The organism is Aquimarina sp. AU119 (assembly GCF_900312735.1).
GTDB lineage: Bacteria > Bacteroidota > Bacteroidia > Flavobacteriales > Flavobacteriaceae > Aquimarina > Aquimarina algiphila.
Map to the genome: position 1 here is coordinate 1 of NZ_OMPF01000036.1, position 16696 is coordinate 16696.

General features: G+C 36.8%; 11 protein-coding genes. All 11 read right to left on the reverse strand.

Annotated features, from left to right (window positions below; all coding sequences use genetic code 11):
- Positions 1-165: 165 nt before the first annotated feature.
- Positions 166-1545, reverse strand: coding sequence for a DUF4157 domain-containing protein (locus DK442_RS26110; protein WP_109438868.1), 1380 nt, complete (start codon positions 1543-1545; stop codon positions 166-168).
- 250 nt (positions 1546-1795) lie between these two features.
- Positions 1796-3199 carry an ATP-binding protein gene (locus DK442_RS26115; protein WP_109438869.1) on the reverse strand — a complete coding sequence of 468 codons (1404 nt, stop codon included), beginning with the start codon at positions 3197-3199 and terminating at the stop codon, positions 1796-1798.
- Positions 3200-3408: 209 nt separating this feature from the next.
- The gene (locus DK442_RS26120; RefSeq protein ID WP_109438870.1) at positions 3409-5019 is read right to left on the reverse strand and encodes a contractile injection system tape measure protein; all 1611 of its coding nucleotides are present in this window, start codon (positions 5017-5019) and stop codon (positions 3409-3411) included.
- Positions 5020-5027: 8 nt separating this feature from the next.
- Positions 5028-7490: a hypothetical protein gene (locus tag DK442_RS26125; RefSeq protein ID WP_109438871.1), complete on the reverse strand. Its 2463-nt coding sequence runs from the start codon at positions 7488-7490 to the stop codon at positions 5028-5030.
- 25 nt (positions 7491-7515) lie between these two features.
- Entirely contained in the window at positions 7516-8712 is a 1197-nt protein-coding gene (locus DK442_RS26130; RefSeq protein ID WP_109438872.1) for a hypothetical protein, read from the reverse strand.
- Positions 8713-9002: 290 nt separating this feature from the next.
- Entirely contained in the window at positions 9003-13202 is a 4200-nt protein-coding gene (locus DK442_RS26135) for a baseplate J/gp47 family protein (RefSeq protein WP_109438873.1), read from the reverse strand.
- A 22-nt stretch (positions 13203-13224) separates the two neighbouring features.
- Positions 13225-13647, reverse strand: a complete 423-nt coding sequence (locus tag DK442_RS26140; RefSeq protein WP_109438874.1) for a hypothetical protein — start codon at positions 13645-13647, stop codon at positions 13225-13227.
- 21 nt (positions 13648-13668) lie between these two features.
- Positions 13669-14085, reverse strand: coding sequence for a GPW/gp25 family protein (locus tag DK442_RS26145; RefSeq protein WP_109438875.1), 417 nt, complete (start codon positions 14083-14085; stop codon positions 13669-13671).
- Complete coding sequence (locus tag DK442_RS26150) at positions 14075-14281, reverse strand: hypothetical protein (protein ID WP_109438876.1); 207 nt, start codon at positions 14279-14281, stop codon at positions 14075-14077. The genes DK442_RS26145 and DK442_RS26150 overlap by 11 nt, the downstream gene beginning before the upstream one ends.
- Positions 14282-14289: 8 nt before the next feature.
- Positions 14290-15972, reverse strand: a complete 1683-nt coding sequence (locus DK442_RS26155; protein ID WP_109438877.1) for a phage baseplate assembly protein V — start codon at positions 15970-15972, stop codon at positions 14290-14292.
- 3 nt (positions 15973-15975) lie between these two features.
- Complete coding sequence (locus tag DK442_RS26160; protein ID WP_109438878.1) at positions 15976-16695, reverse strand: hypothetical protein; 720 nt, start codon at positions 16693-16695, stop codon at positions 15976-15978.
- Position 16696 lies beyond the last annotated feature (1 nt).

Consider the following 16696-nt stretch of genomic DNA (forward strand, 5'->3'; position numbering starts at 1 on the left):
TTTGATAATCCACTTTATAGTCCAATGATAATTTTTCTAATTCATCCTTTGGAATATAATTTAAAACTTCTGAAACCTTCATAGTTTCTCCCTAAATTACATAATTTTAAGGTTTCGAACACTTATGATTGCAAATCTGCTCCATCGGATAAGAGTATATAACTTTTAGTTATGTACTCCGTTTAGTATGGTAACAAACTCTATACAGTCTTTCTTATTTGGTTGAACCTTTTCTAAGATTTTCATTAGTACCTCTAATTTTTTAACTGATAAATAATCTCTCAAAGAACGCCTCAAATCATTTATACCTGTATTATTGATTATTGTATCTGAGTGAGCATCTCCTGTATTACCTAATAAAATATTGTACGCAGTTTTAATAAATGATTTATAGTCGTCTTCAGTGAATTCTGTCTCAAAAACATTAGTTCGATGATCAACAACAGCGGCTCCAAAGTCTGTAATCTTTACGTCACCATTCTTACTTAAAACATTTTTCTGTGAAATATCATTATGAATAATGTTATTAAAATGCAACTTCGAAAGTCCATTCCATAAACCTCTAACCAAAAATATCCTTTCAACTAACTCATCCGGTAACTCCTTATTTAATGAGTGGTCTGCTTTCTCTAAAACTATAACCTCTTTTTCTTCATTATAACCGATCCCAGATATCCAGTTTTTACTCTTTATGGCAGACTTTTCCATCTTCTCTAGTGCGTCCTTCTCTTCATCAAAACTATTATCTCTGATCACTTTCACTATTACGTCTCTATCATTAAAAGAACCAATGTAAATGTCTCCATTAGCCCCTGCACTTATCTTTTCGAAATAAAAAAAAGATACATCCCCTATATTAGTATCATTATGGAAAGATTTTATTGACACTTTATTTGGGGTATTGTCCTTTACAAATTTCTTTGCGTCTGCCCAAGTGTGATTCCCTTCCCCCATAGTATCCATTATTCCTCCTATACCAATACATTGGGCCACTGATGAATTCTTTTTTATTTTTGTCTTAGTCGTTCTTTTTTTTTGACAATTCTTATTTTGTAAAGCTTTAGCCCCCATTACATCCGCTTCTCTTTCTAATCCTGCATCATCATTAATGTTCACTTTACTTTTTAGCTGTCTTGTGGGCTTTACTCTTCCTTGTTTCTGCTGTACCACGTGCCAGGCTTCGTGAGGTAAATGTTTTTCTTGACCGGATGCTAGGTGAATATCCGTTCCTTGTGCATAGGCATGCGCTTGTAGCTGTAAGGGTTTGTTGGAGTTGTAATGTACCTTAACATCATCCATACTGTATCCTGATAGGTTTTCGATACCAGATTTTAGATGATCTGGTAGTCCTGTTTTATTGGTTTTTCGCTGTACTGGATTTGTGTTACTCATAGAACTATTTATTGCACCTTGTAACTTACGCTGATCGATAGTAGAGGCACGGTTATCCATAAGTTGGGCCGTGCCTCTGGTACTAGGCTCACTAGCAACACTTGGGGTAATCAGATTTTGAAGTTCTTGTGTTTTATCTGCTTGTATTTTCATGTTTTTTCGTTTTTAACTTGAATACTAGTATTGTACTACTTTGTCATGCTGAGCCTTTCGAAGCAAACTATATTTAAAAAACTCCTTCAACAAGCTCAGGGTGACAATCAGATTGGTATGCGATGGTGGATCCCGATACCTTTTTCTATAGGTATTCCTCTACATACTTTATAATCAGTACCGGGATAATTCCCCCTTATTCCCCACCATCTATTAAAATATTTATGTTTCTTACATAGTATTCTATCGTTTAGTTTAAAATAATCCCTTCCTTCTGTAATTCCTTTCGTATAGCCGTTTCCAGACTTTGCTGAGTGATCGTTTTTTCGTTATTAGTTACAGCTTGTAGCGTACATTTGCGCACTACATTCATCATTAATCCACCAGAAATACCATAATTCTCGGCTATCTGCCATAGATCAGCTTCTTCGTCCAGTGGTAATTTCTCAGCAAAGGATTGTTTCCAAAGTTGATAGCGTTCTTCTACGCCTGGCATCATAAACTCTATCATCGATTGAAATCTTCGGGTAAAAGCATCATCTATATTATCCTTTAGGTTACTTGCAAGGATCACTACTCCGGGAAAATCCTCGATACGTTGTAATAAATATCCTATTTCCTGATTACCATAGCGATCATTAGCACTGCTTACCTGAGTACGTTGCCCAAATAAAGAATCTGCTTCATCAAAAAACAAAATCCAATCGTGTTGCTGTGCCTGATCAAATACTTTTGCCAGGTTTTTTTCGGTTTCTCCAATGTATTTGGAGACCGTCATGCTCAGGTCTATTTTATAGACTTGTCTACCGGTACTTTTGCCTAGTAAAGCAGCAGCCATACTTTTTCCGGTCCCCGGCGGACCAAAGAACAGGCTTTTATACCCCGGCTTTAGTCTCTTGCCCAGTTCTAGTGCTTCTAAAACAGTTTGCCCATGAGTCACCCAATCCCTGATTTCCTGTAAGCTACGGGCTGTGGATCTAGAGACGATGAGATCCTGCCACGATAACTTCGTATGCAACTGTTGCGCAGGAAAATCAGGGCTATACATTGCTTGATAGGGTGTGCCAGTTACTATATTGGCTACATATTCGTTAGCAATCATCCAGATACTACTCAGTAACGGGTTATTCCCTTTGGTTCTGGATACGTTGATCATTCCTTGTCGTATTGGTAAAAAGTCCTGCGTAATCAAGGTATGATATTGTAGACGCTTGTTAAGATCATCTCCAGCTAGTAAGAACATTGCAGTTTCTGCTGTAGGAATCAAGCCTAAATGTCCTTCTAACAATAATCCTCCGAATTCACTATATCGGCGGTCATAGTCTTTGTTTTTTGTCAGTAATATGTCCAGAACTTCTGGTTTAATATGAGGAACCAATGCCAGAATCAGTAACAATCGTTCTGCAACCTTGAGTTTGTGTTGTTGTATAAAATGAGCGTAGCTTCCTTTTTTATCTGATAGGTTTGGCGGCACTAATTCTTCTATAGACGTATATGGGGTTTCTTGCTGAAAATGTAGTTCTAAACGAGTTTGAAGCACTAGGCTTAACCATGAAAGTTCTGCTACTAATACCTCAGCATTATGATCACTAATATGTCTATCAGTTGACTTTTTTATACCATTGTTTTCAGCGATGACCATTTGTTTTTTCATAGTGCTGTTTTTTTGTTATTTCTTTTATATTGTCTACCCTTCGACTCCGCTCAGGGCAGTACCCTCAAGGGACGGAAACAAAAAGGCTATTTCTATTAGGTCTCGATGTCAGTCTGAGCTTGTCGAAGACCTTTTTAAACACATATTTTACTTACGTTTTATAGCACTTCGACAGGCTCAGTGTGACATTTATTTTTTATACATTTTATTTATAACCATTCTACTACAATAATATCTTGCATCCAGGGAAGCTTTACGATATGAAAACCCCAAGGCAATTTTTCTAACGTAATATCATGAGTTTCTCGTTGTACTTGCAATAACCAATGTCCATCTCTGGTGCGTAAGGACCCCGGGCGACATAGATAGGAAGTTCTAAAACCATCTATGGATAAGTTTTTCCAATGCGGTCCTTGTCCTATCACCGCGGTTAGCAGTCCTTCTGCAATTGCTGTTTCTTCTTTAGATAGTGTGATTGGCGATATAACTTCTTCTATAGCGACACCACATAACAATTTGTTTAATGGTAGTACTCCTTCAAACAGTTCCTGATCATCTCCTTCACACAAATACTGCAATGCACATATGGCAGTATGACGAGTCGTTTCATTAATAAAGGTTTTATCGGTTATCAGTTCCAAATTCTCAAAAAAGCGTTCTAAAAATGGCCAAAAGAGTACCAACCCTGTGTTTTTTATGGGAATAAAATCAGTGTCTTCAAAAGGAGAGGACAACTGTTCTATCTCCATTAATGTCGGTTTTGATGCTACTTCTTGCAGTTCTTTTTGTATTCTCTGTATATAGGTTGCTAAGGGTTTTAATACAGTATTGGCATCTACCGTTTGCTCTTGTGTGTCACCTATATCTTTTAACAATTGTACGCATTGCTTCAACGTATTAGCAGGCAACTGATCGAAAAAAGGGGTGTTTATGATGGTTGATAGTTGTCTAAAAAATTCTTGCCATACGGTATTCTTAGCTTGCCTGGTTGTATAGCTAGCTACTAAAGATTTGATCTCATAGACATCGTATGCTTGATATTTTTTGCTACTTCCACCATGATCTATTCCTAGTCCTGCTAATGTACCTTGGAAGCATTCTTGTTTGAAGGACTTGAAATCTTTAGACGTATCAAACTTTTGAAACGCTGTTTTCCAAAAAGTAGCTTGTATCTTCTGCGCTGTGATCCCGTATTTTTTGTGAATTCTATGTTGAAATTTTTCTAAAGCAGTCACTATTTCTTGTATAGGGATCTCAGAAATCAACTGAAAAGATTGAAGCAATTGTGTCGCCGTACTTATATGTACAAAACGTTCTAGCTGCTGGGTACTCCATCTCAATTGTTTTAGCAAGGTGATGAAAGTGGTGTTCGGCTTTTGCAACAATTCTTCTAATTGCTCCAAAACATATGCTTTGGTTGTATCCTTTGCCCACCACGGCAATATCCCGGTTTTCAGATAATATGCTACTGTTCTAATAGGTGTTTTTTCTTTGAGTTGACTGACCTCATCTTTTTGTTCCACTTCATCAGATTGCTGATATCCAGTGCATACTTCTTGAAGTTTTTCTTGTAATTCTTCCTCAAAAACAGTCGCGAAATCTTTTACAGATACCTTTCCTAAATCTAATGTAAGTCGATCAATCTGCAACGGTTGATCACCCATATTATTAGTAGTATTCCCAAATATACGATCCATAACCGTTGTTAACTGATGCCGACACAGCGCACTTAGTTCTTGCTGTACAGCAAAAGTATCTGCAGTAGAAGGCAAGTGAATTTCTAGAATCTGTTTATTGATGATATGTTTTTGCTGTGTCATAATACTACTTATCCATTGTTGATTTCTTTTAGAAAACGATGATGGGCATGGTCAAATCGTTGCATTTCTTCTTGATCCAACCATTGGATATTGGTCTTGATATGTACCGGGGTCTCCTCACGTATCGTTAATGCAATGAATTTCTTAAAATCTTCATCTTGATATTGTTCTATCCACGCTGGCAGTACAAAAGTTAGTTGTAATGAATACGGATCTTTTGGAGCGGTTGTATGCATCCATCGACCTACTTTCTCCTCTTCTATAAAAGGCTCTGCGATTTCGAACCCATCTTCCAATATTGAAACTACGCTATGTACCCCATTATAATTTTTGGTTCTGGTAATTTCTATCTCATCTCCTACTCGTAACATATGTGTTCCTGTTTTGCAAAATATGTGATCTGATATTGTAGAAGATTTTTTAATACCATAGATACAAGAAGATTGTAGATAATATCGAATATCGGGTGTACGCTGAAATAAACCTCCGGTTTCTGACTCTTGAAAAGGAGCCTTGATTTCAAAAAAATCATCTCCGATGGCTAACACAGTATAAACCCCTTCAAATTGTGCATTACCAGTAATGCTTATCTCTTCTCCAGGTTCTAAGGTATGATCTTCGACGATGCATCGTGTAAATTCCTCTGTGATGGCTACTTCAAATCTTTCGATTTGTAATGGAATATACGTTGCGGTAAATGAATAAGGATATCTTTTTCTACGTCGTAACAAGATATGTTCTACCATATGCATTCCAGCAGTATTAGCATCATCTAAGTTTCTACGACTATAGTCCTCGATCCCTATTTTTAATGCAATTCGCTTTTCTAATCCCGAAATGTTTCGAGTATCCCAAAAGTCTTTTGTGGTATCATACGCCTTTGCTCTACAGGCACTCACCACAGGATATTCTTTAAGAAATCGGGCTTTATCCTTGATTAACTTTTTATCCGTACTAGACTCATTATCCGTAAGATCTTTTAATACCATACCATAGCCTGTAAATTTCTCTGCAAATCGTGCCAACAAATGGTTTTGAAACTTATTTTTTCGTAATAATCCGGCATTAGCATCGTCGGTCATTTCGCTCAGGTATGCCTCATAGTTTTCTTTACTATCAATCACTTCGGATGCTCCGGGAACGCATTCCAGAAGGGATTGATTCCAATAGGTTCTGGTATCTTCTCCATCAAAACTCATCAGTTTTTTAAAGTGCGCTAACTGCGAAAAATAATTGGCCAATGTCTGTTCAAAAAACAACAAATACCCACTTAACTGCTTTGCCTGTGCTTTTCTTTCGGGAGTAGCTGAATCCGGGAGTCCTATTTCGCCAATCCCATAATTAGCAGGGAACTGATTTTGTATCGAATCATAGTTTTCTAGTTGCTGTGCTTGAGTTTCTGGCATGATCATATCCAGTTCTTTACCTGATACAGCTCTGGAAACACTTTCAACTCTTTTTTGATTGTATAGTGTTTTTATTCTTTCTGTATCGATGCCTACGGCAAGTCCTTTAGAGGTAAATGATAGTTGTGATAAGGTGCCTTCGATATCCAAAGTTGGAGTTTTGGAAGTATCCAATGGTAACAACCAATTTTTTACTGTATTGGTTCCCGTAGCCAGTGCGATTTTGTCAATCGCTAATACTTCGGTTTGATCCATGATTTCTTTAATTACATCAGAAGTCTGGATCTCTTCTTTTCGATAGTTTTGTAATAAGTCCTGATCATCGATAAAACCGTTTAACAATCTTGGCCCGTCAAAAATTTCATCAGTACTTTTTCCTTTTTCTAACTGTTGTTGTAAGGTATAGAAAGGAATACGAGGTGAAAAATGAGTTCCTACACGATACAAAATATTAGCTACCATCTCATTGACATCATCTACCGTATCTGCAATTTCGATAACACCATGTAATCGGATTCTCTGCGTATCTAATAATTTTATTTCTTCGAAATCCTCACAAATCGTACGACATCCGTAGAGCCTTTCTTTTACATCCTTAATTATTGTACTCCCAGGGATATCAAACAACCCATCTTTTTCTATAAAAACTCGGTACAATCCTATTGGTGTACTATCCGCTTCTGAGATCTCACCAGCTCTTTTTTGGGTTACTTTTTCGATCCAGGCATTTTTGACCCCATCCACATCAATCGCTACTTTACGAATATCCAATACCGTTACTGGATTTGTGGTTAAAATGGTAGCGGGACTATAGAGGTTTTCATAAGTGCTGGTGGTATCACTACCTATGATATCCTGAATATCATAGTCCATCCGATACGCCAGATCGGTAATAGCATAACAAACTTGTTCTAAGATGGTAATCCCGGGATCGTGGATATTATGATCTGTCCAGGTATCCCCTGCCATTTTTTGAATTAGTTGCATTCCTTCTGCACGTAGAAATTCATAGCTTAATGCGGAATCCTGTGGTACTTCTCTGGGTATTGTTATTGACGGTGTCATAATAGTATGTTTTTTTGGTAAACTTTTACTTCACGGCTTGCAGTAAGATGCCTTCAAAACCGGAAGCATAATTGTCATTACCCCCAGATCCAAACTGCTCTACGTGTACTTTATCTCCAGCCTGCAACAATGTAAGTACCGTTCTGGAATTCATATGAAGTTTCGTTCTAGCAATCAACCAAGAGCGTTCTTGTCGTTCTTCTTCTGTAGATCCTGCTCCATTAACAAATCCAGTATCATTTAACCGCAGCTTCCATCCGACATCGCCATCATCTGTATTATGACGCATGCACATGGTAAACAGATACATTCCTTTTACCGGGGCTCTGAAATGCCTATTATCTTTGAAGTGACCTCCCATGTTATAGTTAACTTGCTTAAATTGAAGCGGGTTTTTGGTCCCTTTCATATTAGTACTAAGCGAAACTGAAAAAGCAACTACGTACTGTTGCGGGATATGGATATGACCGTGTGTAGTCATTCCACCTTCTGCAAAAATTTCAAGCCTTCTTGATGACTCTTTTTGATCTGAAGACATTCCAAAAATTCGCATACCAAAGTTCTCATTTGCAGCGATTTTAGCAGAATGTTCAAATTGACCCGCATTACCCCCTCCAAACAAAATACAATTGTTTGTAATATGCATTGCCTCATCAGGTACCGATGTTTTTCCTGTTCCAGTTATGGATAATGGAGCTTTCGGTGCATTGGTACCGATACCAAGTTTTGTTTGAAAGAAACTAGCATCTTCCTTTTTCGAAACTTCAAAAATGGTAGTCCGTTCATTAGAAGTATCAATGACCGATAATAATGAGGATGTATTTTTACTTTCTACCGTAAGTTTGGATGCGGGTTCTAGGGTTCCTACACCGACATTACCTTCTCCTGATTTGATAAACAATCGACTTTGACCCGTAATATCTTTGATATTAAATCCAGGTTGATTGCTGGTGGGTTCTTCTGAATTTACTCTGGGATTCAGATTGAAAGACCATTGCGGATTATCATCGGTTAAGCTTTCGTAAACATCCAGTACCTCCTGGGTGCCTAGGGGTTCCCCCTCAGCTTGTATTGATAGCGGATTGCCCTGTACTTTGGCAATACCATCTTCTGCCTGGTTGAGTCCTGCTTCTATAAAATCGGCAAACTCTTCTTGTGTCGGTTTGTCATTGATCTTAAAATATTCTTTAAGTTCTGTTCGATTTTTCTTATTGATTTCCATACGATTATATTCTTTTTGTTCTATCTTTTTTTATCTATGAACAGTTGCTCTAAAGTTGGCTAACTGGGTTTGATTTAATCTTTTAGCCTTTTTTAAAATATTACTCTTCGTCCCATTGAGTGATTTTATCATTAGCAATAGCGGTTGATAAAATTTTATCGAGATGCAAACAATGCTATGAACCTTAAATCGACCTCGATACAATTTTTCTCCATTATTATTCCGAAAAATCAGATTTAAAATGCATCAAGTAGATCATTACATATTTCTATTGTCTCCACTTCAAACTTTTATCGTACTATAAAGTCTTTGTTGATTTCCATATAGTTAATTCCTTCAAAACTGTCTTCTTCAAATCCACCTTCATTGACCACATATACTTCGTGTATCTGTGCTGCCACCATAATCATATCAGGTTGAGAGGGGATGACTATCGATTTTCCGTCATGAAGACTTCTTACATCAGTAAACGTCTCTCCATCTTCGCTCTGAAATAACTTCAGATTGGCTACATAATCGATATAGGGTCTTTCTGCAATAAAATTGATGATCACACTGGCATGAAGTGATCCTCCGATCTGTATATCTCTATCTTCACCATATGCCCATGGTGACATAAAGCGTTTGATCTCTTCTATCAACTTGTCTTTATAAAAATCTTCATCGTATCCTTCGTAAAATTTCACAATACACTCTGTAGATACTTGCAGGTACAAAGGATTTGTTACTACTATATCTGCATAGCTAGGCGCATGCATTTGTGCATATTTTTCAATCTGAAACAGGGTGTCAGCCGCTACCTTTGGAGCAAAGGGGTCGAAGGGTAATTTTCCTTTAATATCTGGTACCACAATCACATCTACTCCTCCTGTTCTATCTTTTGCCGGAAGACATTTAGTCTTGTATATCTGAGGAAACTGATTCAATATTACATGTTCATAATCCCACATTGTAAGTGCCCTGTTTTTATGTCGTAACCGTTCGCTAACACGTTTGTATAATGCATCTCCGTTTTCGGCTGGTTTTCCTTTGCTAGAGGTAAAGGGTTGTGTAATCTTGGCGACCTCTGGTATCGGATTAAGCACTTCTGTAATCGTATCGATGGGTAAGGGATTTTCGAAATGTGTAGAATCTACTTCTATTCCAGAAAGTGTAGCACTTAATACCTGACTTCTAATATCAATGGTATCTGATACACCATTTATATCTTTAAAAACACATATTTTAATCCAATGTAAATCGTTAGGCATTAAGGTGCCACCGGTAGTTGCATCTGCAGGTATTTTTATTTTTACAATCCCTGTATTTACCAATCCATTTGTTGTATCTTCTAAAATTCCTGAAGGTGTTATAACCACCCATTCATTATTTCGAATATAACTCCACTGCAATTCAGGTTTTTGAATATCGGGATTAGCACTCCCTTCTGCCATCTGAAACAAAATAGATAGTATCTGTGGCGCTTTCAATTGATCGATTCCCAGATACAACGAACCTTCATCTGTATAAACAGGTATTAGATTTACCTCATTTCCTGGGGATATAAGGTCATATCCAAACGGATGTATATGCCAGATCTTGTTTGTGCTTTTTGAAGTTTCTACATCTGCTGTGATATCTGCACAAGCTATGTAGGAAACTCCTAGTTTTTTTAGCTTAGGTTGATATGGTAAATTAATTCGTAGATTTTTTATTTCTTCTTTTCCGGATAATGCTTGCTTTGTAAATAAGGTATTATATGCAGTATGCTGAAAATTTACAGGTGTTAGTTCTATTCTAAAATATCGCTCCCAGGATACTACCTCCTCTTCATCCATCTCAATATCAAAACGTTCCTTGTATTTATAACCCGGACTTGTTTCTTGCATTCTGGAAGGTATATTTGTAATCGAAATAGCACCTTCTTCTGTAAACAAAGGGAAACCTTCTGATACTTTATTTCCTTCAGTATTTTCTATCATAGTAGATAGTAATACTTCTGCATTGCGATCATGAAAAAATACATCCGCTTTAAAATCACCATCATCTTCAATAATTGCAGCATTTGTTGCCAGTCGTTGCTCTATGAGTTCAGAAAGCTCTTCTTCATTAAGTGCTGCAAGTTCTCCTTCTGTGTGATTGGCCTGTATTAACCAATAATTTTTATAATATTCTGTAAGAGATTTGGGTTGTTGTACCCACTCAAGCTCCAGGTGTAGATCTTTTATCTTTTTCTGAGCTATTTCTTCATTTACGATATAGAAACTGCTTCCTATTTCGGGCTGGAACCCAAAGGGCTCAAAAGGTTTTTTGGTATCAATAGTATTTTGATCGTTTTGTAAGATACTTTGTTGCATTCCCTGCACATCTACCCGTATATGTGCTTTTTGTAATCCAAGGTTTATTAAATGTTCATAATTACTTCGATAGCGTTCTCCTCCTTTTTCTTCTTCTAAAAAATGATGTAGTGTACACACCAGTGTTGGATGCTCTGATGCTACTAAAGAAGAAGATTCTGATCCAAAAGGTGCGACTGGTGGATCATTATCCTGAAGTTGTATTGCTATTTTTAAGGCATTAAGATATACCTGATCCGGTGCATATTTTTGTGCTTTATCGACATTCTCATCAATCAATCCTACTTCTTCAACCTCTAGTATCGAAGTATCCTTAATCCCTATGATTTTATATATTTTTTGAGTGGTATCTACAATGTATTTACCCACATCTGTGATATCAAAGCTTTGATTATCGATGCTAGTAATCGTAGTGTCATTTACTATAATATCTAAAGGAATTTCTGAAGTCGCCCCCACATAATCCCCTAAAGAATAGCTTACTTTATTGGGTGTAAACCACTGTTCATTACTACTAAGGTAGGTCTGAAAGGGATCGTTTTTATCAAAAATCGACTGCAAGCTTTCTATAGTACGATTTTCTTGTCCCAGATCTAGTAGTATCTCAATAGTACGTTTACCATCTTGGAGCAGTAAGGTGGGAGAACTTATAGCAAAACCAATCTCAGATGGTTTTAGGGAATGATTGGATATAGAAGATTCTCTATTACCAAACGTCTTAAATCGCTTACTTTCTTCTTCTTCATCATATTTGCTAAAAACAAATTCTTTGGCATCCGCTGTTGCATAAATATCTGATAACTTTTCTATGCTAGGCGGAAATATAGAGATCGATCGTATCTGGCGCTCAGCGAATTCTAGAATACGATATACTTTATCCTTATCTTCTTCAGAAGCCTTAGCATCTGCTTGAGTTTGCATGATATGTATAAAATCAAGTTCCGTTAATTGCAGGTCTACTATTACATATTCTAACGCTCTTTCAGCTTTTTCATCTGTAGTCTGTATGTCTTCGAATACCTGCTCTAACAAAGCTTTTTCTCCATTATATAAGGGCAATGTATCTCCGGGAGTTGGATTTCCATATACTTTTCTCATCATTACGTCAAATCCTTCAACATCGTGCAATTCTCTAAGATTTTGTTCTCTTTGATGTATGATTTTTTTCTTATGAGCCTTTTCCAAGTGCTTATATACAGGCAGCCAATCTGTAGGGATGCCATCCTTTTCTTCTTGATGTTTTAGAAAAATAAGATCAAAATCATTTCTTTTTAAAAATAGCTCTTGTGTTACATAGGAAATCGCAGCTGCATCCTCTTTTTTTACTGCTTCATTCAGCTCAAAAATATCTCCAATCTGGTTCCCTTGAAAGTCCGGAAGGGCATCTCCTGGATTTGGGTGTCCCAAGGCCATTTCTATCATATCAACAAAGGCCGCATCCTTAGTTTTCCCTCGTTCCTGATGTGTCTCTTGGATCGTAAGAAATTGCTTTGTTACAAAAACATTTTTAAGTTGTGTGATTTGAGCCTTGCTAATTACTGTATCTTCATTAGTGATGTATTGCAATTGATTACCCGAAGCGTCTTCTCCGGCCTCTAATACCGTTCCCTTGTTTACTTCTAGGTATTCGGTATTCTCTTCTAACTCTAATAATACATTGACCACATCCGGCACGGCTCCTTTTGTACTCAGTCCGAGACGTTCTCTAAAATAAAAATCAAGATGTCTTTGTGTAAGTCCATTCATTTTGGATTTCACGTGATTTAATAACTTTAAGAAAGTCATAAACAGTGCTACATGAGGTTTGGATAGTTTAGCTTTCCTTTCTGGATCATTATAAAAACGTTCGGGATTTTCTACATATGCAGCTAATAGATCAGCCCACCGTTTTTGTTGAATCCTTCTTCCTTCCGGAGAATTTTGGTTAAATGTTTGCGGATCGTCAATTAAAAAAGACTCCCAAGTAGTAGTAGGTCTGTTTTCTGTATCAAAAAACTGAAGTTCTTTGGCTATACGTTGTGCTTCGGTAATCAGTTCTTCGATGCTACGATCTTCTATCGCTACATAATCTGGACGAATCGCATCTGTATTACGATCCTGCTGACTGGTTCCGTCTCTAAGGAGTATATTATCTGAATTTTGAATATGAATCATTGTTTCTACTACTTTACTAGGTTTAAGTGGCTTGTATTTTTGTATTCGTAGGTATTAATTCTCCTTGTCCGGGATACATCGGCACAGGGTCTGGTGCGTTCGTTGGAGGCGGTTGTTTTGCCTGTGTTGTAACTTTGAACTCAGCTATAAACATATTCCCTTTCAGAATAATACTTTTAGTACCACTTTTACTTTTTTTTGTTAATTGATCTGAACCTAATTTTTTTATGATTAAAGTTCCTTGACCTGGAACTATAAAAGGAGGTGCTACATATGAACAATTGGTCACTTCTACTTTTGCTTCATCGCCATCTACACAAACCTTTTTCCCTTTAATGGTTGTCTTTCCTGAAGCGATCATTTTTCCGGGTTGTACACTTACCAAGGCACTCCCAAATACCGGAAGGAAATTGACCTGATCACCATCTATAATTATTGCATCCATTTTTTGTTTTGTAATTTCTTTTTAAAGATCAAATGCCACAGTAGCAGCTTCATTAACATAGAAGGGATATACCAGATTAAAGCGGTTATTGGTGCTTCTAACTATATAATCAATCGATATATGTACAATCCCCTCATTTAGATCTATATCCTCTACCTCAACTGCTTCTGTCTGAATTCTTGGTTCATACAATAACAAAGCCCTGGATACCATATTACTCAACTCACTTGCAAATCGTTGGTCTAATTCTTCGAATAAAAACTGAGTAAGATCACATCCAAAATCAGGATGCATCATCCGTTCATTTAAAGAAGTAGACAATAAAATCTGAAGACTTTGTTTGATATCTTCTTCTCCTGTTGTAAGTCCAACATCTGCACCTCCTCCTGAAAAAGAAGGAGGGAACGCCCAACCGTTTCCTAAAAACTTATTGTCCATCTTTTACTGACATTTTGGATGATTCACTATTTGCCATCTGGCTATTATCCTCATAGGATTTTAATTGTGAAGCTCCTTGTTGTTGTATTTTCTCTATGAGTCCTGCTACCTTGATATACGGCTGTTGACCAAGTCCAGCAAGTATTGTATTGGTTTCTGAGACCGTTAATTCGAGTTGTATATTATTTTTATCCATATGTATACTTATATTAAATCCACCTTTTTCCCTTTGATTTTAATTTTCCCTTTAGCATTAATACTAAGATCTCCCTTAGCATCTATCATGAAATCTTTAGCACTCATCAACTTGACACCATTTTTGCCTAACTCTATTCTATTTCCGTGAGCATCTTCTATATTAATCTTCTTTTCTTTTTGGTTGATACAAATGGTCTGTTCATTTGTATGGTCTGTATCTGCGGTAGATAAGGTTACAGTCTCTTTTTCTTTATCAAAAAGAAGTTGAAAATTAGACTTGGTAAAAATTCCCTGGTACGTATTTTTTTTCTTTACTGTATTAGGCACTTTATTACTATGCATTGCTCCCAATACAATGGCTTGTCTAGGATCATCATTTAAGAAACCTATCACCACACGATCTCCTTTTTCTGGGGGGAAGAAGATTCCATGATCTGCTCCCGCATCCAACGAAGTAAACATCGCCAGTACCTCACTAGGTTTTCCTTCTTGATGAAATGCCGGTATATGTACCTGAAGTCTGAATCCATGATCTGCATCTTCGATATGACATATAACAGTACCAACCTGCAAACCATTTACACCTGGAAGCAATCCGGCTGCTTGTGTTTCTATAATATCCGATTGAGCGCTAAACCAGTTTGCATCCATACCAATTTGTAGATAGGTATACCATCCTGAACCCATAACGAATGTATTACGAACACCTGTGATGATATGTTTTCCGTTAAATCGACTTACATTTTCAATTTTTATCGTCTGTCCTACTTTGAGCTTCCCATTTCCATCAATTCTAATGGTTCCCTGTACTGCAGAAAGTCTGGATTTTATAAGCTGTGCATCTGACCAGGATTGAAGTTCAAAAGGATTTGCGGGCACCGGATGAATCAATTGTGCTTCTGTAGCTCCCACCGTATCTGATAACATCGGTACATCATACCCTATGCTTCCTAACGTTTGTTCTTCGGCTTTTTTAGGAAAACTTAATGCCAATTCTTCGCTCTTGGTATCTAAGCCAAACGTATGAATCTTCTCATATTGCCCCTGACTACTCAATTTTAAATCAAAATGTGCTAAATCGATACCAAAGGTTAAGGTAAGATCTGGATTATTGATGTTTGGTGTTTTTACCGATAGTTCCCCATTATCAACTGCTACTAGCTGCCCATTAGCTTCTGCTCTTGATATCATAAAGTCCCAATCCGACACATAGTATTGTACCATTTGCGGATGTGTATACAACGTATCATCAATTTCGTTTACTTTTAGATCTTGGTATTTGCTAATCAGATCTTTTATGATTTTAGTGTCTGTAAGATCTTTATAGACCCTATTTTTTCGTAAACTGGTCATTTTAACACAAGGATCACAAAGCTCTATGGTTAGTTCTGATTGATGTTGAGATCTTTCTATTTCCTGATTAATAACAATACCTTCAAAAATCTTTTCTTCAGTAGTGTTTTTTCCTTCATATCGCATAAAGATTTCTATCAGAGATCCCGGTAAAAAAGCATCTCCATCAAGTGTTTCGAACTTTTGTTTCGCTATACAACCATCATATAGTTTGAGTTCGGCCATTGGTATTTTATTGAACTCTTTATTAGTATCTAAAGACATCAATTGATACGTTCCCAACTGAAGGGTTTTCCCATTGCTTTTGATGGTATTTGTTACTACTGTTGATGCCATATTTTATTTTTCAATTGGAGGAAAATAAATTTCTTGTCCTGGTGTAAGATTCCTAAAACTCTTAAGCTTATTAACACGCGCTACTAATGGATAATACATAGGCGAACCATATATATCCTGACACATTAATGGCAATTGATCACCCGCTTTTACTATTCGATAATGTGTTAAATCAGGAGATTGTAAATCTAATTTTGCTAATTGTTCATCAAGCGCATCATCTTCTATAAAGGAAACATTTAACTCTGCTCGCAATGGATCACCGCTTCTAGCAAACATGGTGTAATTAATATCTAAGCTAGCCAGTCTACAATTAAAGTTTATTGTTTTCCCCCAACTCAATACCAAAAAAGGTGGTTCATGAAGTTTACCTTTGACTTTTACAATGTTTGTCAAAAAATAATCTATTTGATCTTTTACACTTTTTTGGATTCCTAATGCAAGTTTCGCTATAGTTTCCGCTCCATATTGATGTACATTAGTTCCATCAAAAATCAATTTCATTCTTACGGTAGATAATGCACTGTAGGTAAACTCAGCATCTTCCTTATTCAGAGGATTGTTAGGGTTTCTAGCAAACTTATTAGTAAAATTTTGCTGCACTGATTCTGGGTTATACATCACCTCAAAATCAAGTCCATTCGCTGTTCTTTCCTGATTATCAAAAGAGGAAATTTTAAGTTTTTGGAGTTTAAAGGGTCGTAATTTATCCAATACTGACATA